The sequence below is a fragment of the Arthrobacter sp. 754 genome (assembly GCF_040548695.1).
In the GTDB taxonomy this organism is placed as follows: domain Bacteria; phylum Actinomycetota; class Actinomycetes; order Actinomycetales; family Micrococcaceae; genus Arthrobacter.
In genome coordinates this window covers 853,926-876,884 of the sequence record NZ_JBEPSC010000001.1, presented here as the reverse complement: position 1 = coordinate 876,884, position 22,959 = coordinate 853,926, and the positions used below count along the sequence as shown (strand labels likewise).

Here is a 22,959-nt window from a genome sequence, read left to right as displayed (position 1 = left end):
TCTCCTATTTCTCGATTACTTGTGAGGGATGTTCTGAAGGAAGTTTTTGGGACTGCTGGCAGTCCTGGCAGATGCCCTGGTACATCACATCGGCAATCTGGATGGTCATCGGCTTGGCGTTTTCGTCCCAGTGCGGGGTGAGGCAGGGGGCGTGCCCGACGGCGCACTCCACGTCCTCAACGCGGCCGCAGCTGATGCAGATGGCGTGGTGGTGGTTGTCGCCGACGCGCGTCTCGTACAGGGCGGGCGAATGCGGCGGCTCGAAGCGGCGGAGCATGTGCAGGTCCGTCAGGTCGCCCAGGACCACGTACACAGACTGTGCAGTCAGTTCGGGGAGCTCGGCGCGGGCGGCGGCCAGGATGCTCTCGGCCGGGGAGTGCGGGTGATGTTCGACGGCAGCCAGCACGGCGAGCCGCTGTTTGGTCACCCGGCGGCCGTGGGCACGCAGGGCAGCAGCCCATGCGTCGTGGCCGCCAAAGTTCTCCGTCATGGCTCCATTGAAGCACTTATTATGAACTCATCACAATAAGGCTTGGCTAACCTCCGGAAGCTTGAGCAGCACTTCCAAGGGATTGACCGGCTCGCCCACCGAGCGGCCCAGGGCATGGATCTCCAGCCGGGGACCTGCGGCATCGGCAGCTACGCAGCTGAGCCCGCTGACCCCGAGGCGCGTGACCAGGCCCGGCAGGGCAGCGGCCGCTGCCAGCAAATCAGCCGGGGCGATGTGCGGAGTGCCGGAATCCGTTGCCAGCATGGTGTGCCGCGGCCCGAGATCGGGTTCCGGCGGCCAGGACAGGACCGCGGGCAGGTCAACGGCCGGCGCCGCCCCGGCCTCAGGTTCCGGGACAACAGCCGTTCGCTCCAGAGCCGAGCGCCGCAGCGCAGCCCGGAGGCCGTCGTCGTACTTCATGAGTTCTGTGGCTGCAACGGGCAGACGGCGCTGCGCCGGAAGCAGCAACTGCGCGCCGGGGCTGACGGTCTCGCCGTCCCAGCGGCCGAAGAGATGGAACGTCGGCGTGGAGGATTCCACCTCGGGCTCGCCGATCGCTGCGCCGATGGGGTGCCACTGGTGCGCAAAAACCACAGCGAAGCCCGTGGCGCCCAGCACTTCGGCCAGGGCGCGGCGGGCGGCGCCCGCACACACCAGCCAGTCCTTGGCCGACTGCAGATCGAAGGCTATGGCCGGGTTGCTCAGCCGGATGAGGAGATGGCCGGCGGTCAGGGCTGTCCGGGGACGGGCCACTTCCCAGATTTCCGATGCGTAAAGCAGCCGCCTCGACAGATTCATGTGCCAACTCCTTCCCCCGCCTGAGGATAGCAAGCGTGTGACAAAAGAGGTGACGGATGAGCCCACTAGGGTTGCAGGGTGGGGAAACTGCTGGCCGATATCACACCGCTCAAGGAGAGCCCTGCGTTCCGCCGGCTCTGGCTTGGCTCCGCCGTTTCCGCCGTCGGGAGCCAGCTCACGCTGGTGGCCGTCAGCCTGGAGGTCTACAGGCTCACGCATGACAGCTTCTACGTGGGGCTGCTGGGTGTCTTCGCCCTGGTTCCCCTGGTGTTCGGCGGGCTGCTGGGCGGGTCCATCGCCGATTCGCACGACCGCCGCAGCGTTGCCCTCCTTGCCACCTCCGTCCTGTGGCTGACCACGGGCCTGATCGCCCTCCAGTCCTGGCTGCAACTGGGCAACGTCTGGGTGCTCTACCTCCTCGTGGCGCTCCAGAGCGGTGCCCAGGCCATCAACCAGCCGGCACGCAGCGCCATCATCCCCGTCCTGATCCGCAAGGAACTGCTCCCCGCCGCCAACGCCCTCAGCATGGTTTCCTTCGGGCTGGCCATGACTGTGGGACCGCTCCTGGCCGGCGTGCTGGTGGCCTGGGTGGGCTTCGGCTGGACCTACACCATCGACTTCGTCAGCTTCGCCTTTGTGCTGTGGGCCGTGTTCCGGCTGCCGTGCATGCCGCCTTCGGGCAGTGCGGGGCGGGCCGGCATCAGGTCCGTCATTGAGGGCTTCCGGTTCCTGGGCACCCGGCCCAACCTGCGGATGACGTTCATCATCGACCTCGTGGCCATGATCCTTGCCCAGCCGCGGGCGCTGATGCCGGCGATCGGCGCGGTGATGATCGGCGGCGGCGAGTCCACGGTAGGAATCCTGCTCGCTTCCACCGCGGTGGGCGCGTTCCTGGCCGGGCTATTTTCCGGGCCGCTGGGCCATGTCCGGCGGCAGGGGAGTGCCGTGGTGTGGTCCGTGATGGGCTGGGGCGCGTCGATCGCCGGCTTCGGTGTGGTGGTGCTTCTGGCCGGAAGAACGGACGACGGCGGCGTGACCGGTTGGCTGGTGCCGGCGGCTTTGTGCTGTGCCCTGGCAGGGATCGCAGATTCCATCAGCGCGGTCTTCCGCCACACCATCCTGCAGGCAGCGACGCCGGACCACCTGCGCGGACGGCTGCAGGGGGTTTTCATCGTTGTGGTGGCCGGCGGCCCGCGCGTGGGTGACCTGCTGGCAGGCGCCGGGACTAAAATTTTGAGTGAGGGCTGGGTGCTGTTGCTCGGCGGGATTCTGTGCATCGCCGTCGCATTGCTGGCGGCGCAGCTGCAGCCGGGCTTCAGGAAGTACGATGCCCATAACCCGGTGCCTTAGGACCGGCCACACGGAGACGGAGGAGCCGACGTGCACAAGCATTACAACGGCCTCAAGACTGCTGCGCTTTTCGGCGCACTGTGGGCTGTCCTGCTTGCCCTGGGCGCCCTGATCGGCCTCAACACCCGCAGTTCCGCGCCCATCTGGATCATGGCCGTCATCGGCGTCGCCACCACTGCCTACGGCTACTGGAACAGCGACAAGATCGCCATCCGCTCCATGCAGGCCTACCCCGTCACGGAGGCCCAGGCGCCCCAGCTCTACCAGATCGTCCGCGAGCTCTCCGTCCGGGCCAACCAGCCGATGCCGCGGATCTACCTCTCGCCCACCATGAACCCGAACGCGTTCGCCACCGGCCGCAATCCGCAGAATGCCGCGGTCTGCTGCACCGAAGGGATCCTGCAGTTGCTTGATGCCCGGGAGCTCCGCGGGGTGCTGGGGCATGAGCTGATGCACGTGTACAACCGGGACATCCTCACCTCGTCGGTGGCCGCCGCGGTGGCGGGCGTGATCACGTCCGTGGGGCAGATGCTGCTGTTCTTCGGCGGCGGCGACCGGCGCAACGCCAACCCGCTGGCCACGCTGGCGATGGCCCTGCTCGCACCGTTTGCGGCCTCGCTGATCCAGCTCGCCATCACCCGGACCCGGGAGTACGACGCCGACGAGGACGGTTCGCAGCTGACCGGGGATCCGTTGGCGCTCGCCTCAGCCCTGCGAAAGATTGAGCAGGGCGTGCGGATCGTGCCGCTCCCGCAGGACCAGAAGCTGGTCAACACCTCGCACCTGATGATCGCCAACCCGTTCCGGGGCGGTGGAATGACCAGGCTCTTCGCCACCCATCCGCCGATGCAGGACCGGATTACCCGGCTCGAACGGATGGCCGGCCGCCCGCTGACCTAGCTGCGGAAGTTGACGAACTGCAGGTCAGCCTCGTCGAAGTCCTTCAGCAGTGCCATGACGGACTGCAGGTCATCGCGGGACTTGGACGAGACGCGGAGTTCGTCGCCCTGGATCTGGGACTTGACGCCTTTGGGCCCCTCATCGCGGATCAGTTTGTTGATCTTCTTGGCCAGGTCCTGCTCGATGCCTTCCTTAATGGTGGCTTCCAGCCGGAATTCCTTGCCGGACGGGTACGGCTCGCCCGTGTCCAAGGACTTCAGTGAGATGCCGCGGCGGATCAGCTTGGACTGGAGCACGTCCAGGACTGCCAGGACGCGTTCCTCCGAGTTGGCCTTCATCAGGATCTTTTCGCCGCTGAAATCGACCTCGGCGCCGACGCCCTTGAAATCGTAGCGCTGGACCAGTTCCTTCTGCGCCTGGTTCAGTGCGTTGGCAACTTCCTGCTTGTCCACTTTGCTTACGACGTCGAACGTTGACTCGCCTGCCATGACTCTCCTTACGTTGATGGGTACCCTGACATGCCTCTGCAGGGCGGGGATCTCTGTATTCCAGCCTAATACGGATCCGCTGCTGCGCGGCGGTGTACAAGTCCCTGTTGCGGATTCACAGTTCCCTCCTAGCGGACGCCCGGCGGGAACGAAGCCGGGCCGGTGAGAGTTGGAGGAGTTGAAAAGCAGTCCGAAAGGGAAAGCAATGCACCGCAACGCCGTCCGCTACGTCACCCGAACAACCTCCGCCGCCGCCGGAGCAGTCGTCACCGCTGCCACCTCCGTTGCCGCCGCGGCGATCGCCGCCTCCATCATTTTCAGTCCGGTCCCGGATGCCTCGGCCCGCATGGACGGCGTGAGCGAGGACCTGCTGCGCGCCGTCCAGCTGAACCAGATCACTGAGGAGCAGGCGGTGAAGTTCGAGGCCAGACTCGCCGGACGGATACTGGGCGAGGCGTAGTTTTCCCGCCAGTTCCGCGGAATTGAGGGGCTTTGCGGGCCGTTTTCCACTGCCCTCCGCGCCGATTCGATTCTTCGGCAGAAGTTCTGTAAAGTTGTCTTGCCCGCGGTTACTGGAAGCGGAACGGCCCGGAAACGGACGTTCTGAACACTGCAGCCGGGGGTGATCTTCTTTTGAAGTTCGGCAGATTACCCGAGCGGCCAAAGGGGGCTGACTGTAAATCAGCTGGCAACGCCTACGGGGGTTCGAATCCCTCATCTGCCACCCAACGAAAAGGCTCCGGAACCACCAGGTTCCGGAGCTTTTTTGTGTCCAAAAACAGTTGCAAACCGTCGTCGACATCCGCGCTGGCCCCGGCGTAGGCTGGCAGCATCGGCGCACGAGCCCCGGTGCCCTGCGTCGATACCTCAATCGATGAAGGAGGACCAATGAGTGCTGTACGTGAATTCATGACTACTGATGCAAGGTGTATTCCGGAGAACCAGTCCCTCGTAGATGCCGCCAAGATGATGCAGGATCTGGACTGCGGATCACTGCCAATCTGTGGTGATGACGGCAAGTTGAAGGGCATGATCACTGACCGTGACATCGTGCTCAAGTGCGTCGCCGCCGGCCGCGACCCACGCGAAGTACTGGCCCGCGACCTCGCCACTGGCAAGCCGTACTGGGTGGATGCCGACGCGAATGTGGATGCCGCCATCGAGCTGATGGAGAGGCACCAGGTCCGGAGGCTGCCGGTCATTGCCGACCACAAGCTGGTCGGGATCATCAGCCAGGGCGACATCGCTCGCAATTACTCTGAAGCACGTGTGGGCGAACTGGTGGAGCACATTTCGGAACGTCACTCGGTGTAGCCGGATAAGGCCAACAAAGACCAGCGCCACGGAGTCCGCTCCGTGGCGCTGGTCTGTCATTACAACTGAGTCAGTTCAGTGCGATGAGGAGCATCTGGCTGGTGCCGGGGATGCAGGTCTGCAGGATGGCCCTGGGAAAACCGCCGAAAACCCGAATGACATCGTTGGTGGTCCCGGGGTTGGGTACCTGGCCACGCCCGGTCGCCGTGAACGTCCCGTAGCCCGGGATGCTGACAGTTTCGCCGACGCCGATCCCCGAGAAGCGGGCCCAGCCGCCGCAGAAATCGTGCTCCGTGATGAAGAGCGAGTAGCCGTCGTTGGGTGTGTAGTGGATGGGCCCGATGCACGCGTCCACCATGGACTGGCCGCCGGAACCTGCCACGTAGATGGTCCGGACGGCAGGTGCGGCCTGGACTACCGGCGCCGTAGCCGGCGCAGGTGCAGCAGCAACCGGTGCCGCAGCCGCCACTGCCGGCGCTGGCGCTGGCGCTGGCGCAGGTGCCGCGACGGCGGGTCCGGTCAGCTTCAGGGTCTGGCCGGGGACGATGATGCTATAGGCGCCCAGTCCGTTGGCGGCGAGCATCGCGTTCATGTCCACACCGAACCTGGCCGCGATCCCGCCGACGGTATCGCCGGGCTCCACCGTATAGACGTTCGTGTCAGGCGCAGGCGCAGGCGCAGGAGCAGGCTCAGGGACCGGGGCCGGCGGGGGAGGAGCCGCGGGTGCAGGGGCAGCCTCCGCCGGGGCGGCCGACGACGCCGGTGCGGCGTCCGGTTGGACCGCGCCAACATACGCTTCGTCCAACGGCAGTGCCACCAGTGGCCGGGCGACGGCCACAAGCGGTGCTGCCGCCGTCGTCATGTTGTCCGCGGGCGGGGTAATTTCAGCTGTGCGGGGCGGTCCCGCAATGGCTCCGACGGCCACGGCGGAGGCGACTGCCGCGATGGCCATCCCGGCCCACAGCCGGTTGCCGACGGGATTGCGGCCTGGAGTGAGGTCTGCCCGCGGGATATCGGTTTCGAAGTTTCGGTGGGGTGGTTCGGTCGTATTAACGGTCAACTGATTCATGGGGTTGCCCATCGCAGGTCGGCCCCGGTCGGCGGCACAGCAGTGTAAATCCGCTAATGCCACGTTGCAGGACGGATCGGGGTGTGATGCGCAAACGCGGTCCCGGCCGTGACCGGACCGCGCACGGATGCGCACGATGGGAGCCGTCCGCATACCCAGAAGATACGGAAACTCCACTATGAAGCGGCATCATCCACCCCAGCTCGGAGGATGCGCCAGCAACTTATTCGGCCCTAGGAACTCCGAGTCTAGGAAACAGGAACGGGGGCGGCACGAGTAGGAGTTACCCGAATTTCCCTGTGGATTACTTAGCCGGACGCAGCCATCTACTCAACCTTTTGGGGTCACTACCTGCGTACCCGCAGGTCAGAGGCTGCCGCGTTCCTTGAATTCGGCGATTTCGCGCCGCAGCGAAGCGATCTCCTCCACCAGCTGGACGGGCCAGGAGCCTCTCGAGGCGGTGACGGATCGACTTTACCGGCGATGTTACCGCCGGGTAACATCAGGGAATGCACCTCCTCCTGCGAACCATCCTGATGCTCTTCACGTCCGCCCGCCGCCCCGCGCTGACCATCTGGGACACTTCCTCCCTGCCGCTCAAGGTCCTGCCCACGGACATCGACATCGCCATGCACGTCAACAACGGCATGTACTTTTCCCTGATGGACCTGGGCCGGTTCGACCTCATGGTCCGCAGCGGCGTCTGGAAAACCATGCGCCGGCGCGGCTGGAGCCCCGTGGCGGCGGGGGAGACCATCGCCTTCCGGAAATCGCTGCAGCTGTGGCAGAGATACACGATAGAGACAAAGATCATCGGTCTGGACGCCAAAGCCATCTACTTCGAGCAGCGCATGGTGGCCGACGGCGAGATTTACGCCCGTGCCTACATCGCCACACGCCTGGTCAGCAAGGGCAAGCCGGTCAGCCAGGAGGAGATCCTGCGCGAGTTCGGCCAGCCCCCGGCGGGACTCGAACTCCCCGCGTGGATCCATGAATGGCGTGAAACAAACGCCCTCCCCGGCAGCCGGACGCCGGCCCCGCACGTGTGGGAAGCTGTGGCAGAGGCGGACCTAAGCGCCCACATCCCGGCGGCTCAGGGCAACGGCGGCCAGGACCACCAGGCCGGCTGAAATGCCCCAGAGCCACCCGGCAGCGGCCCAATCCGCGCCGTTGGCCACTGGCGAATTGCCGTAGGCCCAGTGGTACGGGCTCAGGTTCAGCAGCCACTCCACGTCCTGGCTTTGGCGTCCTACGGCGTTGAAGACATAACCGAGGACCCCCACCGCGGCACCGGCGGCCAGACCGTAAGTACGGCGGCCGGTGATGGCTCCTACGCACAATGCTACTGTTCCGCTCAGGAGGGCCAGCCCGGCGAAGAGAACTGACGCCCCGAAGAGGTTTTCCGGCCGGATCTCCAGCTGGGCCGGTTCGTTGAGCAGCCGGATCAGCACAAAGACCAGCGCCGTCAGCAGAACCAGCCTCAGCAGCAAGGCGAGGGCGCGCTCCAACACCACTTGGGCGCGCGTAACGCCGTGGGCAAGGGTGAGTTCGAGCTGGCCGGACTCCTCGTCCCCGCCCACCGCAGCGGCGCCCCACGCAACGGATGCGATGGTCATCAGCATGAACCCGATCAGCCCGAATTGTGTGGCCTGGGTATACCCCGGCCCGGTGGCGATCTGATCATAGTTCAGGGCCTTGGTCATCTCGGCGGGCAAAGCTTTGATCAAATCCCGCATCTGCGCGCTGCCGCCCAAGGACTGGTACAGCGGCAGGTACAGGAAGATCGCGGCGGCCAAGCCGGCTCCCCAGCCCAGGGTTGAGCGCCAGGTGTCAAAGAACGCCCGGCGGAACAGCGGAAGGGTGGTGCTCACGGTGCAACCTCCTGCGGGCTCGAGTACATCTTCAGCACCGAGTCCTCCAGGTCGGGTTCCTCGAGCACGAGGTCCTTGAGGTGCAGCAGCGTTCCCAGGGTGCGGATGAGTGGCTGGATATCACCCTCAAGAGTGGCGGAAAGGGTCACTCCGTCACCGGACTCGAGCACCTCCACATGTCCGACGCCGGGCACGGACCCCAGCAGCGCCGCGGCGTCGTGCGCTGTAATCCCGTCTGCCGTGAGCCGCATCCGCCGGACGGCGGCCTCGCGGAGACCGGCCACGGATTCCACGGTGATGATCCGGCCGTCGCGCAGGATGGCTACCGTGTCTGCGGTCTGCTGGACTTCGCTCAGGACGTGGGAACTGAGGAAGATGGTCTGGCCTTTGTGCCGCGCCTCGCGGACCATCGCGTGGAACTCCTGCTGGACCAGCGGATCCAGGCCGCTGGTGGGCTCGTCCAGGACCAGGAGTTCGGGCTCGTGCATAAACGCCTGCAGCAGGCCGAGTTTCTGCTTGTTGCCCTTGGACAGTTTCCGGGTGTGCCGGCCAAGGTCCAGCCCCAAACGCTCGGCCAGTTCATTGATCCGTCCTGGCGGAACGGGACCGCTGATGGCCGCATAGTGATCCAGGAGCTTGCGTCCAGTCACGCGGCCCTCAAGGAACAGCTCGCCGGGAAGGTAACCGATCCGGCGCCGGAGTTCCGGCCCGCCCACCCGTGGGTCAACGCCCAGGACCCGGACTTCCCCGGAGGTGGGACGGATGATGTCCAGCAGGCAGCGCATGGTGGTGGTTTTGCCTGCGCCGTTGGGGCCAATCACGCCGAAGACGGAGCCGGCGTCGACGGCGAAATCGATACCGTGGAGCACTTCACGCCGGCCGAATTTCTTGGTGAGCGACCTGACGGAAATTGCAGTGGTCATGCACCCTCCTTTGCCCGGTGTCCGGCGGCTGATGAGGCCAAGGGTAAGCTCCCGTGAGGCCGTCTGTACACGGACTTTCATCCTTATTCCCGATGACGCGGGAAGCGAACAGGGGACCCGTGGCCGCGACATCCGCCGCACGCTCGCGTACCGTTGAAGCCATGGCTACCCTAGACATCACAGGTGAACAGTTCGCATCGACCATCGAGGGCAATGACATTGTCCTGGTGGACTTCTGGGCTGAGTGGTGCGGTCCGTGCAAGCAGTTCGGGCCCACGTACAAGGCGGTATCGGAGAAGCACACCGATGTCCTGTTCACGAAGGTGGACACCGAGGCTGAGCAGCAGCTCGCCGCCGAGGCCGGAATCACCTCCATCCCCACGCTCATGGCGTTCCGTGAAAAGGTCCTGGTGTTCTCGCAGCCCGGCGCCCTGAACGCCCAGCAGCTCGAACAGGTGGTTGACGCGGTCAAGGCCCTGGACATGGACGAGGTCCACGCCCACGTGGCGCGCTCGCAGGCGGAAGCCGAAGCAACCGCCGGCGAGCCGGCCGGACCGCAGGACTGACTTTCGTTAAAGCAACGCGGGGTCACTTTCCGCCCAATAACTTCGGTTCTTCGGGCGAAAAGTGACCCCGCGTTGCTGTTTGCGGACGGCTAGATGCGCTCCACTTTGACCGGTTCGGCCAGCAGGGCGCTCAATGACTCGTTCAGGTCCTGGACGGCTGTGCCCTTGGAGTGCTTTTCCAGCTCTTCTTCCGACGCCCACTGCTCGGTCAGGACCAGCTTCTCTTCGGTGGCCTCGGTCAGCTCGTAGCGGATGCAGCCGGGCTCGTTCACCACCTCGTCAATGGCGATTTCCAGGGCGAGCTTCACACGGAAGAACTCGCCCTCGTTCGGGATGAATGTTGCCTTGAGGTCGATGGGTGCAGTCATGGATTTCACAATACCGGGGAGCGCAGGGTGTAGCGTGCCATCATGCGCGCTTACACAGCCGGGGACACTGACGTCCCGTTGCTCGAAGAGACCATCGGGACGAACTTTGAGCGTGTGGTGGCCCGGTTCCCCTTCCACGACGCACTGATCGAGGCCGCGGCCGTGCCCGGCGCCGACGCCCGCCGCTGGAGCTACACCAAGATGAACGACGACGTCGACCGCCTCGCGCGTGCGCTCCTCGCCTTGGGTGTTGCCAAGGGTGACAGGGTGGGCATCTGGAGCCCGAACTGTGCGGAGTGGACCATCCTGCAATACGCCACCGCCAAGGCCGGCGCCATTCTGGTGAACGTGAATCCCGCGTACCGTAGCCACGAGCTGGAGTTCGTGGTGAAGCAGAACGGCATGCGGATGCTGGTGGCTGCGCCCTCGGACCGCACTGCCGATTACGTGGCGATGGCGCGCAAGGCGCTGGCAACCTGTCCGGAGCTCCGGGAACTGGTGTTCCTGCCGGACTCCGGAACGGAGGGGCTCGACGCCGGCGTCCCCCAAAGTGCTGAGGAGCTGACGTACGCCGAGCTGCTCAAGCGGGCTGACGACGTCGGGCATTCCGGCCTGAAGGCGCGGATGGCCGAACTTGACCCGCACGACCCCATCAACCTGCAGTACACGTCCGGGACCACAGGTTTCCCCAAGGGTGCCACGCTGACCCACCACAACATCCTGAACAACGGCTACTCGATCGGCGAACTGCTGGGGTACACCGAACATGACCGGGTGGTTATTCCGGTGCCGTTCTACCACTGCTTCGGGATGGTGATCGGCAACCTGGCCGCGCTCAGCCACGGTGCTGCCACCATCATTCCCGGCCGCGGCTTCAACCCGGCCGCGGCGCTGGAAGCCGTGCAGGACTTCGGCGGAACGTCGCTCTACGGCGTGCCCACCATGTTCATTGCCGAGCTCTCCCTGCCTGACTTCGCCTCCTACGATCTCTCAACACTGCGGACCGGCGTGATGGCGGGCTCGCTGTGCCCCATCGAGGTGATGAACAGGGTGATCTCGGAGATGAACATGAAGGATGTGGCCATTTGCTACGGCATGACCGAGACGTCGCCGGTGTCCACCATGACCCGCGACGGCGACACCCTGCAGCAGCGGACCGAGACGGTTGGCCGCACCATGCCGCGGCTGGAAAGCCAGATTGTGGATCCTGCGTCGGGCGAGGTGCTGGAACGCGGCGAGATCGGCGAGCTCTGCACCCGCGGCTACGCGGTGATGCAGGGCTACTGGGACCAGCCCGACAAGACCGCGGAAGCAATCGATGCTGACGGCTGGATGCACACCGGCGACCTGGCCCGGATGGATGAGGACGGCTACGTGGTGATCGAGGGCCGGATCAAGGACATGGTGATCCGCGGCGGCGAGAACATCTACCCGCGCGAGGTTGAGGAGTTCCTGTACGGCCACCCCTCGATCCAGGACGTGCAGGTGATCGGCGTGCCGGACCCCAGGTACGGTGAGGAACTGATGGCCTGCATCATCCTCAAGCCCGGCGCGGAACCGCTGGACGCGGCCGCCGTCGCCGAATTCTGCCGCGGGCAGCTGGCGCACTACAAGATCCCGCGCTACGTGGACATCCGCCAGAGCTTCCCGATGACCGTCTCCGGAAAGATCCGCAAGGTTCAGATGCGCGAGGAAGCCGTGGCCCGGCTCGGCCTCTGACCACACCAAAGCAACGCGGGGTCACTCGTGGCCCGATAATTCGGCTTCTTTGGGCACGGAGTGACCCCGCGTTGCCGGGTCCGGGGCTGTCCTGTGGATAACTTCTGAAGGGAATCCTGCCAGGGTGCAGACTTGGTGCCATGGTTACGGCGAAGCCACTTCCCGAGGAGCTCTCCAAGCTTCCGTTCACGGTCTATCAGGCACGGGCCCTGGATGTTGCACCGAACCGCCTGCGGGCCAAGGACCTGGTGGGTGCCGGGCGGCTGATTCGGACGCACGCCGGGCGGGACCTTTCCCTGGTGGACCGGGCACGCGTGCTCTGCACTGCTACTCCGGACGCCTGGGTGTCCCACGAGACAGCGGCTGCTTTCTTCGATTTGAGCCTTCCTCCCTGGCTGGACCAGGAGCCGCGTTTCCACCTCAGCAAGCCGCATGGATTGCCCAGGGTGCGGCGCGCCGGCGTCGTCGGTCACCGCGTGCACGTGATCCCGGGCGAAGTCGTGGAAATAGACGGGATCAGGGTGAGCGGGCCTGCGCGGACGTGGCTTGACCTGGCCCATGAGCTGCCCCTGCGATATCTCGTGGCCATGGGAGACCAGCTGATCCGCGTTCCCCGGCCGGAGCTGGAGTTCCGCAGCACGCCCTTCGCCCATACCGATGGTCTGCGCCTGCTGATCCGGCAGCATCCCAACATGAAAGGCGTTGAAAAGGCGCGGCTGGCGCTGGATGAGATGCGGGTAGGGTCTGATTCGTTCCCCGAAACGTTCCTTCGGCTGGCGCTCGCGGACGCGCACCTGCCTGAACCCGAATTGCAGCTCCGTCTTGATCCCGACGATCCGAGGTCGCCCGCAGCCGATCTTGGCTTCCGGAAACACCGGATCGCGGTGCAGTACGACGGCGAACATCACCGGTCGCGGGAACAGCAGTCGCGCGATAACCGCCGCGACGAATTCTTCATCAGCGCGGGATGGTCCTATTTCAAACCGAACGCAGACGATCTCGCCGAGGATTTTCAGGGCCTCATTGCCAGAATCAAACGGGCCCGCCGCTAATAAAACCAACCCGGGGTCACTCCTGGCCCGATGACCGAGGTTTTTTGGGCCGGGAGTGACCCCGCGTTGCAGCGTTATTCGGGCTGGTTGCCTGCGGCGCCGTTGATGGTGAACGGTGTGGAGACTCCCTCGTACATGAGGTGCGCGACGAGGCCGTCGACAGCATGCGGGAGGGTGTGGCAGTGATCGCTCCAGATGCCCGGGTTGTCGGCCATAAAGGCTATTTCGTAGGACTCGCCGGGATGGACGTCGAGCGAATCCACCCACCACGGGCTTCCCGATGCCGGCGCCCCGTCGCGTGAAAGTACGACGACGTGGTGGCCGTGCAGGTGCATCGGATGCACCTCGCCGGTCTCGTTGACGATGCGCATCGCCACGACGTCGCCCTCGCTGACATGGAACATCGGGACGTCGGGGAAGAGCTGACCGTTGATGGTCCAGAAGTTGCCGGGGCGGCCGTCGATCAGGCCGTAGCGCCGTCCGATTACGTAGTCGAACGTCCGGTCCGGCGAACCCGCGTCGAAGCCGAGTGGGGCCGGGGCGCCGTAGGCCAGCAGGTCGAGCGTCTCGGCAGGCTGGCGCACTGGTGGCGCGGTCATGGCCGGATCGCCGATGGAGATGCTTCTGGCCCCGCCGGCATGGAGGCGCACCGAACCCTGCCCGGGCGCCGGCACCGTGACATCCAGACGCCCGCCTGCGGGGATGAGCACTCTCCTTCCTTCCACGGGCGTAGGGCCGTTAACCTCGTGCCCGTCAGTTGCGGCAACCCGGAAGGGAGCGTCCGACCAGACCGCAGCGGTGCCCTGGTCTGTGTTGATGATGCGGAACCGTACTGTGGAGCCGGGGACGGCGGCCACATGGTGGTCCTCCACCCGGCCGTTGAGCGTGTGCTGGCCCCCGTAGACGTGCAGGAGGGCAATAACGTCAGTTCCGGCGTCGGGTCCGGGCCCGCCGTCGTCGACCGCGCCGTTGTTGTCCCCGCCGGCCGGCGCCCCGGCCGCCAGCCCGGCGGGCGGCCCGGCGGGTTCGATCACAACCGCACCGAACAGCCCGCCTTCGACCTGCTCATGCGAGACCTGGTGCGAGTGGTACCAGTACGTCCCGGCGTCGGCGACGACGAACCGGTAGACGTGACGGCCACCGGCGGGGACCGCGTCCTGCGTGATGCCCGCGACGCCGTCAGCGGCATTCGGCACGTCAATGCCATGCCAGTGCAGGGTGGCTCCGGCCGCGACCGACTCGTTGACGAACACCACCTCCACGAGATCTCCCTGCCGCGCCCGGAGGGTCGGGCCTGGGGATGTGCCGTTTACCGTGTACCCCTCAACCGGATGCCCGCCAGGAATGTTGATGGCCTGCTGCCTGGCCACGAGTTCGACGCGGACATCAGGATGCCGGAGCGGGTCGGCGATCAGCCCCGTCACGCTGACGGCACTCACCTGACCGGGTGCGCCGGCGCCTGAACCGCCGGCGCCTGAACCGCCGGCGCCTGAACCGCCGCTGCCGGTGCCGGCATGGATATGGCCCGGGTCCCCCCGGCCCATATCCATGACGCCCATGTCCATGACCGAGTACTCGCCAAGCAGCGTCGAACTCCACGCCAGGGCGCCCAGGCCAAGCGCGCTGGTCACCGCGACGGCGGCGCCAACACGCCGGAACAGCTCACGTTGCGATGACATCGGAGGCGGGCTGCTCAGCCCTGACGGTCCTGGACTGCCTGATGCGCAGCGCCGCGTGCACGGCGGTGAGCAGTACGGCCAGGGCGTTGGCGCCGTGGATCAGGCCGAGGTAGGGCACATCGGTGATGGAGTATCCAAGGGTGATCTGCAGCGCCACCAGGCCAAGCACAATGGCCGCCCACAGGCGGGCAGCGCGTACCTTCACGAAGAATGCGACGGCCAGCAGGGCGAGGGCGGCCACCGGGATGACCATTCCGCCCACGATCCCGTGGATCGGGAACCCGAGCTCGCCGACGAAATTAGCCTGGCGGCTCTCCACGAGCGCTTTGTCAACGACGTGCCCTTCCTGGATGTAGTGCGCCACGCCGCCGAGGGCGAAGGCGATCGAGGCGGCCTGGACGGCGACCCCGACGGCGACGATCCAGGCGATGATCGAATAGGTCCTGCGCATGATGTCCTCCTGATCGTGCGGATTCCGCTCAGTGGCATCCGCCTTGGATCCGACGTTAGGCGTGCGGTTGTGAGGGCGTAACGCGGGTGGCCGCAGGGGGGATGGAGGCCAGCCGCGGGGGAGGGTAAGGAGGACCCCCTCCCGGGAAACGCACGGGAGGCGGATCATGGAATTGTGCTCCGACGATGGGGATTGCTTGCCACGCTGGCTCCGATCGGGGCGGCGGCGCTTCTTTATGTCGTGATCATCCGCGGCTTCGTGGACTCCAGTGCGGATCATGCCCTTGCCTGGCCCTTGCTCGGCGTGCTGCCCACGTTCGTTTTCGGCATGTGGCTGCTCACGGTGTCCTCATCCCGGTCTGCGGTTTTCATCGCGATGGCATCCACCGCCATGGCAGTCGGCTCGGCGAGTGAAACGGCGGTGCTCCGGAACGCCTGGTGGATCCAGGAGCCGTGGTTCCCGCTCCTGAACATCATCGGCGTAAGCGCAGATGCTGTGTCGACAGCCGCCTTCCTGACCATGTTCGTCACCTACCCCACAGGCACCCTGGAGCGGAGATGGCAACGGATCGCCGTCGTTTTCCTCTGGGTACCGGTGCTGGTGGGCCCGCTGACCCTGCTGACAACCCCACACCTGGTCCTGCAGCCATACTTGGGCATCAGCGGGGACTCCGTACCGAACCCCTACGTTGTGCCGTGGCTGGAATGGGCCGCCCCGGTGGTGTACTACTTCCTCATCCAGCCAACCGTGAGCGTGCTGCTAGGGCTTGGGCTGTTCTACTCCCGGGCCCTCTTCGGCGGTACCGAGGTCCGCGCGCGGATGCGGGTGGTCACGTGGGTGGTCACGGGGTCCCTGGTCAGTTTCATGCTGTGGTCCACCGTCCCGCCGCCGTGGGACGCTGCGGCCGCCTTTGCCGTCTTCGCTTCACTCATCGCGATTCCGCTGTCAGCCATCCACGGCATCTTCCGGTACGGAGCGTTCGACATCGCACCGGATGACCGCGGACGGCTTGTAGCCCGCTCGTCCGACCTGCTGATCACGGTGCTGTACGGGATCGGCACCGCGACGCCGGCGGTGCTTCTTGCTGACAGCCTGCCGGTGATCGGCGCCGTCCTGCTCACCGCTGCGCTCGCCATCTGCCTGCTGCCGGTGCGTGGCTGGCTGCAGAGGTGGATTCACCGCTCGGTCTTCGGGGACCGGGACCGCCAGTTGAGGCTGCTCAGCGAGCTTGGTTCCCGCCTGGAGCAGTCCGTCGAGCCCGGGGATCTGCTCACCCGGCTGGCAGAAACCGTGCGGTACGGACTTGACGCCGGCTGGGTGCGGATCCGGCTGGCAGCAGCTGACGGCGGGCTCGCCGGGTCGCCGATGGGCCTGGCCGGTGAGGTGGCAGGGGATCCGGTTGACTCCTGCGTCCTGGCGCGGGCCGATGAGATCCTGGGGCGCATCGACGTCGGCCCGCGTCGGCGCGGAGACTACACCGACGCTGAACGTGCGCTGCTCCGGACGGTCGCCGGACAGGCCGCAGCATCCGTCGCCAATGTCCGGCTGAGTGCCCAGCTCGCCCAGCAGCTCACAGACCTGACCGCCTCCCGGGAGCGCCTCGTTGCTGCCCAGGACGATGAGCGGAAGCGCCTGGAGCGGGACCTGCATGACGGAATCCAGCAGAATGTGGTGGCACAGATAGCCGGTCTTCGTCTGGCCCGTAACCGCCTCCAGCGCGGCGAGCTCACCGCCAACGAGCTGGTCGAACTGCAGGAGCAGGCCAGGGAAACGCTCACCGACCTTAGGGAGCTCGCGCACGGCATCCACCCGCCCGTGTTGAGTGACAACGGCCTCGTGGCGGCCATCGAGTCGAGCGTGGCCAGGTTCCCGATCCCGCTGACCGTCGAAGCCGCTGACGGCATACGCGCCGAGCGTTTCCCTGAGGACGTGGAGACGACGGCCTACTACGTTGTGCGGGAGGCGCTCGCAAACACCGCGAAGCACGCCCACGCTACCGCCGCCGCCGTCGGCCTCGAACGGCAGAACGGACATCTCCGGATCGCGATCACCGACGACGGCTGCGGGATCAGCACACCCCTGCGCGCCACCGGGGGCGGCCTGGCGAACATCCGCGACCGGGTGGCCGCGCTGCGGGGCACGGTGAACGTCTCCGGCAACGACCCGTCCGGCACCACCGTGCAGGTGGACCTCCCCGTCGAGCGGGAGGAGCGCCGAGTTGGATGAGCCGGGCGTCCTGCGGGTGGTCATCGCCGAGGACAACTACCTTGTACGCGAGGGGATCCGCCGCCTGCTGGAGGACTCGGGCGAAATCGATGTGGTCGCCTGCACAGGAAACGCCACAGAGCTCCTTGACGCCGTGCGCCGGTTCTCCCCGGACGCGGTGCTCACCGATATCCGGATGCCGCCCGGCCATCACATGGAGGGGATCGGGGCGGCCCGCCTGATCCGCTCATCGCACCCGGACACCGGCGTGGTGGTGCTCTCCCAGCACGCTGACCAGAGCTATGCGCTCGCCCTCTTCGCCGAAGGATCCGCGGGCCTCGGGTATCTGCTGAAGGACCGGGTCGGCGACCTCGAGGACCTCGTGCACGCCCTTCGGGAAGTGCGGGCTGGCGGCTCGGTCATTGATCCGCAGATCGTCGACACGCTGGTGCGCCGACGCAGCGCGGCCGCGGCGAATCCGCTCGCCGACCTCTCACCGCGTGAGCTCGACGTCCTGCGGGAGATGGCGCAGGGGAAAACAAACGCGGGCATCGAGCGCTCGCTGTTCCTGTCCTCATCCACCGTGGAAAAGCACGTCAACGCAATCTTCACTAAGCTCCGCCTCCCCGCGACGGGAGTACACCGCCGGGTTGCCGCGGTGCTCGCGTTCCTGCAGAGGAACGGCGAGGACACCGCGGCCCAGGAACACGAAACCTGAGGTCCGGCCCAGGTGCAACGCGGGGTCACTCCTTGCCCGATAATTGAGGTTTATCGGGCGTGGAGTGACCCCGCGTTGCTTTAAACAGGTGGGGCTAGCGGAGGTTGCGGTTGATGGCCCGCACGCCAACGGCCAGGCCGACGGCGGCGGTCACCGACGCTGCCAGCAGGCCCAGGAGGGTGTCCGTCCCGGCGGCGCCGGCGAACAGTTCGCGCTCTGCGTTGACGAGGTAGGTCAGGGGGTTGAACAGGCTGGCTGTCTTCATCCAGTCAGGCCCCGCTTCAATAGGGAGCATGATGCCGGAGAGGATCATCAGCGGGAAGAGGAGGGTCTGCTGCACACCCCAGAAGATCCACTCCTTATTCTGTGACACCAGGGCCAGGGCGTAGGAAAGCGCACCCAGGCCGATGCCGAAGATGCCCAGGATCACCAGGCCTGCCAGCACATGCAGCGGGTGGAAAACGAAGCCGAACGGGATGCAGGCCAGCACAATGATCAGTCCCTGCACCACCAGGGGTGCCCACTCCTTCAGGGCCCGCCCGATCATCAGCGACGAACGGGACAACGGGGTGGCCAGGATCCGTTCGTACGAGCCGGTCATGAGCTCATACTGCAAATTGGAGCCGGTCATGGAGGTACCGAACAGGGCAATCATCACCACGACGCCGGGCAGGAACCACTGCAGCGTGGACTGGCCCCCGAACGCCGGGGCACCCACGGCCGCACCGAGCAGCGGACCGAACAGCCCCAGGAACACGAGCGGCTGCAGGAGCGAAAAGACCAGCGAGAAGGGATCCCGCAGCGGCAGCAGCATTTCGCGCCAGAACACGTACTTCGTGTCCCGGAGCACCTGGCCGAGACCAGGTTTCGTCAGGACCTCTGCAGCACTTTGAACGGTCATCAGCGGTTCGCTCCTTCGCGCAGGTTGCGCCCGGTCAGTTCCAGGAACACGTCGTCCAGCGTGGGCGGTTTCAGTTCCAGCGACTGGGCCGGGGCGCCGGCGTCGTTCATCTCCTTCAGCAGTGCAGGAGCCAGCCGCGCGCCTTCGGTGAGCCGGAGCCGGAAGCGGACGACGCCGTCGTACACGTTTTCGTTCACCTCGCCGCCGGCGGCGGCTCGGCCCAGCAGCCCGCGCACTCCGGACGCCGCGTCCGCCGCCACCTCGACAGCCAGCAGGTCACCGGCGAGGTTGGCCTTGAGCCGGGCAGCCGTGTCGTCGGCGATGATTTCGCCGTGGTCGATCACGATCACCCGTTCTGACATCAGGTCGGCCTCGTCCATATAGTGCGTGGTCAGCACGATGGTGGTGCCGTGCTCGGCCCGCATCCGCATGATGTGCTCCCACAGGTTGGCGCGGTTCTGCGGGTCCATGCCGGTGGAGGGCTCATCGAGGAACAGCAGCCGCGGGGAGTGCATCAGGCCCAGGGCAACGTCCATCCGGCGCCGCTGCCCGCCGGACAGCTTGACGACGGTGCGTTTGGCGAGGTCGGTGAGGTCCAGTGATTTCAGCAGCTCCTGTGCCCGCGCGGCGGCATCTGCGCTGTTCATGCCGTAAAACCGCCCCTGCATCATTAGTTCGTCGATGACCCGGAAGCTGTGGCCGCCGCCGTTGCCCTGGCCGATGTACCCGATCCTGGCGCGCACGCCGGCCGGGTCCGCCAGCACGTCCACGCCGGCAACGGTGGCTGTGCCGGAGGTGGGCCTGAGCAGTGTGGTGAGCATCCGGAGGGTGGTGGACTTGCCTGCGCCGTTCGGGCCGAGGAACGCCACCAGCTCGCCCGGCGCAACGTCGATGTTGACGCCCTTGACGGCCTCGACTGCTTCCTTCTTAACGACGAAGGTCTTGGTCAATTTGTCAGTGTGGATCATGGCTGACTCCAGAGATTTCGGCATTCCGGGGCTCTGGTTCGGGCTCCATGGCGCCACGGTATACCCTTCGGAGCGGTCAGTCCACGGCAAATCCGTCAGTGCCGGCGGTGGTCCTGGATGGTGATCCGCGGCCCGAACGTGGGTTTGCGGAAGCCGCTCAGGCCGATCATGCGGACCACGCGCTGCCGGTGGCCCTTCCACGGTTCCAGCAGGGCCAGCATGCCGGCGTCATCGGTGCGCCGGCCGGTCAGGGCGGCCCCCACGTAGGCCGCCAGGTGGTAATCGCCCACCGCGATGGAGTCCGGGCAACCGTGCGTCCGCTGCACCACTTCCGCCGCGGTCCACACACCGATGCCGGGAATGAGCTGCATCTTTGCAGCTGCCTCGGCTGCCGGCAGCGCCGCCAGCCGTTCAAGCGCGACGGCGGAGCGCAGCGCCCGCATGACGGTGTCCGAGCGCTGCGGGCCGACTCCGGCCTGGTGCCACTCCCAGGACGGGATGCGCAGCCACTGCCCGGGGGTGGGCTGGACGAGGAGTCCCTCCGGCGCGGCGGTTCCGGCAGCAGGCGCCGCAGAGCCAAAGCGGTACATCAGGTAGCGGTAGCCCCGGCGCGCTTCGATGACGGTGACCTTCTGCTCGAGGATGGTGGGCACCAGGCAATCGACCATCCGGCCGGTGGAGGGGAGCCGGACCGCAAGGTTCCTGCGGCGGGCCTCACGGACCATCCGGGGGAGGGTGGCGTGGAAGGCCGGCTCGTCAAAGGCGGACCAGTCGTCGCCCGAGCCCAGGAGGCGGGGCACACCGGCGATACCGGCCTCTGCGCCGGGACCCCAGGCCTGGGCATCCACATGGGCTTCCCGGATGGCCCCGCCAGCCGCCCCCGTGGCCCCGCCGGCTGCCCCCGGGACCCGGCCGCCGCCCGCCCCGCCGGTTAAGGTCAGGCGCAGCGTGACCGGACCGTCCGCCGTCGTAAAGGCAGTCCAGAACCCGTCCGGGCGGGACGAAAACGAAGGATCCCCGGTGCCCCTGAGCAGAACTCCCAGGGTCTGGGACAGGCTGTACGGACCGTCCGGATACCACCGCAGGGAAGCGTCCGCTGCGGCGGCCAGGCCGGCCGGGAGCTCTGCGATGGTCACTGAACCATCGTCCCACGCGGGGCTGACAGGAGCCCCACCAGCGGAGCAGGGGAGGGACCAAAGACCCGTCGCGGAGGACCGATCCGGGACTAGAATCCCAGGTGTGGCGCGGACCGCCGCGTCTTCCCTACGACGTGTCAGGTGAGTGCAATGGGTGGAGTGGTCCATTTTGAAATTCCCGCCGATGATCAGGAGCGGGCCCGGAGCTTCTACAAGGACATTTTCGGCTGGCGGATCGACCCCATGCCCGATATGGCGTACAACATGGTGATCACCACGCCCATGGACGAAGCCACGGGCGCACCCACGCAGCCCGGTGCCATCAACGGCGGCATGATGGCCAGGGAAGGGGAGATCACCAGCCCTGTCATCACGGTGGATGTGGAGGACATTGACGCGACCCTGAAGACGGTGGGGGAGCGCGGCGGGTCGGTGGTCATGCCCAAGAACGAGATACCTGGCATGGGCTACTTCGCCTACTTCAAGGACTCCGAGGGCAACATCCTGGGACTGTGGGAGAACCTGCCCGCCGGTGCCTAAATCGGTCGGCGGTGAGGAGACGGTAACTTTGTACCTATGAAGTACGCCCAGTCCATTTTGGACCTCATCGGCAATACCCCGCTCATCAAGCTCAACCATGTGACCGACGGCGTCAAAGCCACCGTCCTGGTCAAACTGGAGTACCTGAATCCCGGTGGTTCCATCAAGGACCGCATCGCGATCAAGATGATCGAGGATGCCGAACGCGACGGCAAGCTGCTCCCCGGCGGAACCATCGTGGAGCCCACGTCCGGCAACACCGGAGTGGGCCTGGCCCTGGTGGCGCAGCAAAAAGGCTACAAGTGCATTTTCGTGGTCCCGGACAAGGTGGGCGAGGACAAGCGCGCCGTCCTGCAGGCCTACGGCGCCGAAGTGGTGGTGACGCCAACCTCTGTCGCGCCGGACAGCCCGCAAAGCTACTACAGCGTCTCGGACCGGCTGGTGACCGAGATCCCCGGCGCCTACAAGCCGGACCAGTTCTCCAACCCGGCCGCCCCGCGCAGCCACTACGAGACCACGGGGCCGGAAATCTGGCGGGACACCGAGGGCCGGATCACCCACTGCGTGATCGGCGCCGGCACCGGCGGCACCATCACCGGGACCGGGCGCTACCTCAAGGAAGTCTCCGCTGACCGTCCGGAGTCCGACGGCGGCGTGGTCAGGATCATCGGGGCGGACCCCGCAGGTTCGGTGTACTCCGGCGGGACGGGCCGCCCTTACTTCGTCGAAGGTGTCGGCGAGGACATGTGGCCGGCCAACTATGACAAATCCGTCCCGGACCAGGTCCTGGCCGTCAGCGATGCCGACTCCTTCGCCATGACCCGGCGGCTGGCCCGCGAGGAAGGGCTGCTGGTGGGCGGCTCGTCCGGCATGGCCGTGGTGGCTGCCCTGCAGACCGCCCGCGACCTGCCCGAAAACGCGGTGGTGGTGGTCATCCTGCCGGATTCCGGCCGCGGCTACCTGGCCAAGATCTTCAACGACCAGTGGATGCGCTCCTACGGCTTCCTGTCCGGCGGCGAGGAAGCGTCCGTGGGTGAGGTGATCAAATCCAAGACCGGCGAAATGCCGGACCTCGTCCACATCCACCCGAACGAGACCGTGCGCGATGTCATCAACATCATGAACGAGTTCGGCGTCAGCCACATCCCGGTCCTTTCGCAGGAACCGCCGGTGGTGATGGGTGAGGTCCTGGGCGCGGTTGATGAACGGTCCCTCACCTCCAAGCTGTTCCGCGGCGAGGCCAAGCTGACGGACAAGATCTCCGAGCATATGGGTCCCAAACTGCCGGTCATCGGCTCGCTGGAGACCATCTCGGCGGCCCGCGAACTGCTCTCCGACGTGGACACCGTGATGGTGACGTTCGTCGGCGCACCTGTGGGGATCCTGACCCGCCATGACCTCCTCGCGTACCTCAGCAACTGACTGCCCCGCAACTGACCTGCTTCAGCAACGA

24 protein-coding genes and 1 tRNA gene are annotated in these 22,959 nt (G+C 66.2%); 13 read left to right on the top strand and 12 right to left on the bottom strand.

Annotated elements, in window-relative coordinates; all coding sequences use genetic code 11:
- Window positions 1-4: 4 nt before the first annotated feature.
- Complete coding sequence (locus tag ABIA70_RS04170; RefSeq protein ID WP_354146297.1) at window positions 5-490, bottom strand: Fur family transcriptional regulator; 486 nt, start codon at window positions 488-490, stop codon at window positions 5-7.
- Between the two features lie 30 nt (window positions 491-520).
- Window positions 521-1,288 carry a hypothetical protein gene (locus ABIA70_RS04165; protein WP_354146296.1) on the bottom strand — a complete coding sequence of 256 codons (768 nt, stop codon included), beginning with the start codon at window positions 1,286-1,288 and terminating at the stop codon, window positions 521-523.
- 78 nt (window positions 1,289-1,366) lie between these two features.
- Here ABIA70_RS04165 and ABIA70_RS04160 point away from each other — a divergent pair, with 78 nt between their 5' ends.
- Both ABIA70_RS04160 and htpX read left to right on the top strand, forming a co-directional pair.
- Window positions 1,367-2,638 (top strand): MFS transporter, encoded by a 1,272-nt coding sequence (locus tag ABIA70_RS04160; protein WP_354146295.1) that lies wholly within the window; start codon window positions 1,367-1,369, stop codon window positions 2,636-2,638.
- A gap of 30 nt (window positions 2,639-2,668) precedes the next feature.
- Window positions 2,669-3,538, top strand: coding sequence for a zinc metalloprotease HtpX (gene htpX, locus ABIA70_RS04155; protein WP_354146294.1), 870 nt, complete (start codon window positions 2,669-2,671; stop codon window positions 3,536-3,538).
- Here htpX and ABIA70_RS04150 read toward each other — a convergent pair.
- A complete protein-coding gene (locus ABIA70_RS04150; RefSeq protein ID WP_354146293.1) occupies window positions 3,535-4,026 on the bottom strand; it encodes a YajQ family cyclic di-GMP-binding protein in 492 nt (163 codons plus the stop codon). The genes htpX and ABIA70_RS04150 overlap by 4 nt on opposite strands.
- A gap of 205 nt (window positions 4,027-4,231) precedes the next feature.
- On the opposite strand from ABIA70_RS04150, the gene ABIA70_RS04145 reads away from it, so the two are divergent.
- The 3 genes from ABIA70_RS04145 to ABIA70_RS04135 all read left to right on the top strand — a co-directional run bounded on the left by ABIA70_RS04145 (window position 4,232) and on the right by ABIA70_RS04135 (window position 5,340).
- Window positions 4,232-4,486, top strand: a complete 255-nt coding sequence (locus tag ABIA70_RS04145) for a hypothetical protein (protein ID WP_354146292.1) — start codon at window positions 4,232-4,234, stop codon at window positions 4,484-4,486.
- A 182-nt stretch (window positions 4,487-4,668) separates the two neighbouring features.
- A tRNA-Tyr gene (locus ABIA70_RS04140) sits at window positions 4,669-4,750 on the top strand.
- A 164-nt stretch (window positions 4,751-4,914) separates the two neighbouring features.
- A complete protein-coding gene (locus tag ABIA70_RS04135) occupies window positions 4,915-5,340 on the top strand; it encodes a CBS domain-containing protein (protein ID WP_354146291.1) in 426 nt (141 codons plus the stop codon).
- A 70-nt stretch (window positions 5,341-5,410) separates the two neighbouring features.
- On the opposite strand, the gene ABIA70_RS04130 is transcribed toward ABIA70_RS04135, so the two are convergent.
- Window positions 5,411-6,409 carry a LysM peptidoglycan-binding domain-containing protein gene (locus ABIA70_RS04130; RefSeq protein ID WP_354146290.1) on the bottom strand — a complete coding sequence of 333 codons (999 nt, stop codon included), beginning with the start codon at window positions 6,407-6,409 and terminating at the stop codon, window positions 5,411-5,413.
- A 509-nt stretch (window positions 6,410-6,918) separates the two neighbouring features.
- On the opposite strand from ABIA70_RS04130, the gene ABIA70_RS04125 reads away from it, so the two are divergent.
- On the top strand, window positions 6,919-7,539 hold the full coding sequence (locus tag ABIA70_RS04125; protein WP_354146289.1) for an acyl-CoA thioesterase: 621 nt from the start codon (window positions 6,919-6,921) through the stop codon (window positions 7,537-7,539).
- Here ABIA70_RS04125 and ABIA70_RS04120 read toward each other — a convergent pair.
- A complete protein-coding gene (locus ABIA70_RS04120; protein WP_354146288.1) occupies window positions 7,480-8,280 on the bottom strand; it encodes an ABC transporter permease subunit in 801 nt (266 codons plus the stop codon). The genes ABIA70_RS04125 and ABIA70_RS04120 overlap by 60 nt on opposite strands.
- Window positions 8,277-9,203, bottom strand: coding sequence for an ABC transporter ATP-binding protein (locus ABIA70_RS04115; RefSeq protein WP_354146287.1), 927 nt, complete (start codon window positions 9,201-9,203; stop codon window positions 8,277-8,279). Before ABIA70_RS04115 ends, ABIA70_RS04120 begins: the two co-directional genes overlap by 4 nt.
- A gap of 161 nt (window positions 9,204-9,364) precedes the next feature.
- On the opposite strand from ABIA70_RS04115, the gene trxA reads away from it, so the two are divergent.
- The gene (trxA, locus tag ABIA70_RS04110) at window positions 9,365-9,769 is read left to right on the top strand and encodes a thioredoxin (protein WP_354146286.1); all 405 of its coding nucleotides are present in this window, start codon (window positions 9,365-9,367) and stop codon (window positions 9,767-9,769) included.
- Window positions 9,770-9,858: 89 nt separating this feature from the next.
- Here the strand turns inward: trxA and ABIA70_RS04105 are convergent, their stop codons facing one another.
- Entirely contained in the window at window positions 9,859-10,137 is a 279-nt protein-coding gene (locus tag ABIA70_RS04105; protein WP_354146285.1) for a putative quinol monooxygenase, read from the bottom strand.
- Between the two features lie 42 nt (window positions 10,138-10,179).
- Here ABIA70_RS04105 and ABIA70_RS04100 point away from each other — a divergent pair, with 42 nt between their 5' ends.
- On the top strand, window positions 10,180-11,856 hold the full coding sequence (locus ABIA70_RS04100) for an AMP-binding protein (RefSeq protein ID WP_354146284.1): 1,677 nt from the start codon (window positions 10,180-10,182) through the stop codon (window positions 11,854-11,856).
- 140 nt (window positions 11,857-11,996) lie between these two features.
- Entirely contained in the window at window positions 11,997-12,908 is a 912-nt protein-coding gene (locus tag ABIA70_RS04095) for a hypothetical protein (RefSeq protein ID WP_354146283.1), read from the top strand.
- 74 nt (window positions 12,909-12,982) lie between these two features.
- Here the strand turns inward: ABIA70_RS04095 and ABIA70_RS04090 are convergent, their stop codons facing one another.
- On the bottom strand, window positions 12,983-14,587 hold the full coding sequence (locus ABIA70_RS04090) for a multicopper oxidase family protein (RefSeq protein ID WP_354146282.1): 1,605 nt from the start codon (window positions 14,585-14,587) through the stop codon (window positions 12,983-12,985).
- A complete protein-coding gene (locus ABIA70_RS04085) occupies window positions 14,571-15,038 on the bottom strand; it encodes a hypothetical protein (protein WP_354146281.1) in 468 nt (155 codons plus the stop codon). Before ABIA70_RS04085 ends, ABIA70_RS04090 begins: the two co-directional genes overlap by 17 nt.
- Before the next feature lie 174 nt (window positions 15,039-15,212).
- On the opposite strand from ABIA70_RS04085, the gene ABIA70_RS04080 reads away from it, so the two are divergent.
- Both ABIA70_RS04080 and ABIA70_RS04075 read left to right on the top strand, forming a co-directional pair.
- Window positions 15,213-17,264, top strand: coding sequence for a sensor histidine kinase (locus tag ABIA70_RS04080; RefSeq protein ID WP_354146280.1), 2,052 nt, complete (start codon window positions 15,213-15,215; stop codon window positions 17,262-17,264).
- Window positions 17,257-17,961: a response regulator transcription factor gene (locus ABIA70_RS04075; RefSeq protein WP_354146279.1), complete on the top strand. Its 705-nt coding sequence runs from the start codon at window positions 17,257-17,259 to the stop codon at window positions 17,959-17,961. Before ABIA70_RS04080 ends, ABIA70_RS04075 begins: the two co-directional genes overlap by 8 nt.
- Window positions 17,962-18,055: 94 nt before the next feature.
- Here ABIA70_RS04075 and ABIA70_RS04070 read toward each other — a convergent pair whose 3' ends face one another.
- The 3 genes from ABIA70_RS04070 to ABIA70_RS04060 all read right to left on the bottom strand — a co-directional run bounded on the left by ABIA70_RS04070 (window position 18,056) and on the right by ABIA70_RS04060 (window position 20,966).
- Entirely contained in the window at window positions 18,056-18,862 is an 807-nt protein-coding gene (locus ABIA70_RS04070; protein WP_354146278.1) for an ABC transporter permease, read from the bottom strand.
- The gene (locus tag ABIA70_RS04065; RefSeq protein ID WP_354146277.1) at window positions 18,862-19,830 is read right to left on the bottom strand and encodes an ATP-binding cassette domain-containing protein; all 969 of its coding nucleotides are present in this window, start codon (window positions 19,828-19,830) and stop codon (window positions 18,862-18,864) included. Before ABIA70_RS04065 ends, ABIA70_RS04070 begins: the two co-directional genes overlap by 1 nt.
- 95 nt (window positions 19,831-19,925) lie before the next feature.
- On the bottom strand, window positions 19,926-20,966 hold the full coding sequence (locus tag ABIA70_RS04060; RefSeq protein ID WP_354146276.1) for a DNA-3-methyladenine glycosylase family protein: 1,041 nt from the start codon (window positions 20,964-20,966) through the stop codon (window positions 19,926-19,928).
- Between the two features lie 150 nt (window positions 20,967-21,116).
- Here ABIA70_RS04060 and ABIA70_RS04055 point away from each other — a divergent pair, with 150 nt between their 5' ends.
- The gene (locus ABIA70_RS04055; protein ID WP_354146275.1) at window positions 21,117-21,506 is read left to right on the top strand and encodes a VOC family protein; all 390 of its coding nucleotides are present in this window, start codon (window positions 21,117-21,119) and stop codon (window positions 21,504-21,506) included.
- Between the two features lie 36 nt (window positions 21,507-21,542).
- On the top strand, window positions 21,543-22,928 hold the full coding sequence (locus ABIA70_RS04050; protein ID WP_354146274.1) for a cystathionine beta-synthase: 1,386 nt from the start codon (window positions 21,543-21,545) through the stop codon (window positions 22,926-22,928).
- Window positions 22,929-22,959 lie beyond the last annotated feature (31 nt).

Coding starts and splice junctions, on each gene's coding strand:
- ABIA70_RS04170 (WP_354146297.1), bottom strand. CDS start 490: ATGACGGAGAACTTTGGCGGCCACGACGCATGGGCTGCTGCCCTGCGT.
- ABIA70_RS04165 (WP_354146296.1), bottom strand. CDS start 1,288: ATGAATCTGTCGAGGCGGCTGCTTTACGCATCGGAAATCTGGGAAGTG.
- ABIA70_RS04150 (WP_354146293.1), bottom strand. CDS start 4,026: ATGGCAGGCGAGTCAACGTTCGACGTCGTAAGCAAAGTGGACAAGCAG.
- ABIA70_RS04145 (WP_354146292.1), top strand. CDS start 4,232: ATGCACCGCAACGCCGTCCGCTACGTCACCCGAACAACCTCCGCCGCC.
- ABIA70_RS04135 (WP_354146291.1), top strand. CDS start 4,915: ATGAGTGCTGTACGTGAATTCATGACTACTGATGCAAGGTGTATTCCG.
- ABIA70_RS04130 (WP_354146290.1), bottom strand. CDS start 6,409: ATGAATCAGTTGACCGTTAATACGACCGAACCACCCCACCGAAACTTC.
- ABIA70_RS04125 (WP_354146289.1), top strand. CDS start 6,919: ATGCACCTCCTCCTGCGAACCATCCTGATGCTCTTCACGTCCGCCCGC.
- ABIA70_RS04115 (WP_354146287.1), bottom strand. CDS start 9,203: ATGACCACTGCAATTTCCGTCAGGTCGCTCACCAAGAAATTCGGCCGG.
- trxA (WP_354146286.1), top strand. CDS start 9,365: ATGGCTACCCTAGACATCACAGGTGAACAGTTCGCATCGACCATCGAG.
- ABIA70_RS04105 (WP_354146285.1), bottom strand. CDS start 10,137: ATGACTGCACCCATCGACCTCAAGGCAACATTCATCCCGAACGAGGGC.
- ABIA70_RS04100 (WP_354146284.1), top strand. CDS start 10,180: ATGCGCGCTTACACAGCCGGGGACACTGACGTCCCGTTGCTCGAAGAG.
- ABIA70_RS04095 (WP_354146283.1), top strand. CDS start 11,997: ATGGTTACGGCGAAGCCACTTCCCGAGGAGCTCTCCAAGCTTCCGTTC.
- ABIA70_RS04090 (WP_354146282.1), bottom strand. CDS start 14,587: ATGTCATCGCAACGTGAGCTGTTCCGGCGTGTTGGCGCCGCCGTCGCG.
- ABIA70_RS04085 (WP_354146281.1), bottom strand. CDS start 15,038: ATGCGCAGGACCTATTCGATCATCGCCTGGATCGTCGCCGTCGGGGTC.
- ABIA70_RS04070 (WP_354146278.1), bottom strand. CDS start 18,862: ATGACCGTTCAAAGTGCTGCAGAGGTCCTGACGAAACCTGGTCTCGGC.
- ABIA70_RS04065 (WP_354146277.1), bottom strand. CDS start 19,830: ATGATCCACACTGACAAATTGACCAAGACCTTCGTCGTTAAGAAGGAA.
- ABIA70_RS04055 (WP_354146275.1), top strand. CDS start 21,117: ATGGGTGGAGTGGTCCATTTTGAAATTCCCGCCGATGATCAGGAGCGG.
- ABIA70_RS04050 (WP_354146274.1), top strand. CDS start 21,543: ATGAAGTACGCCCAGTCCATTTTGGACCTCATCGGCAATACCCCGCTC.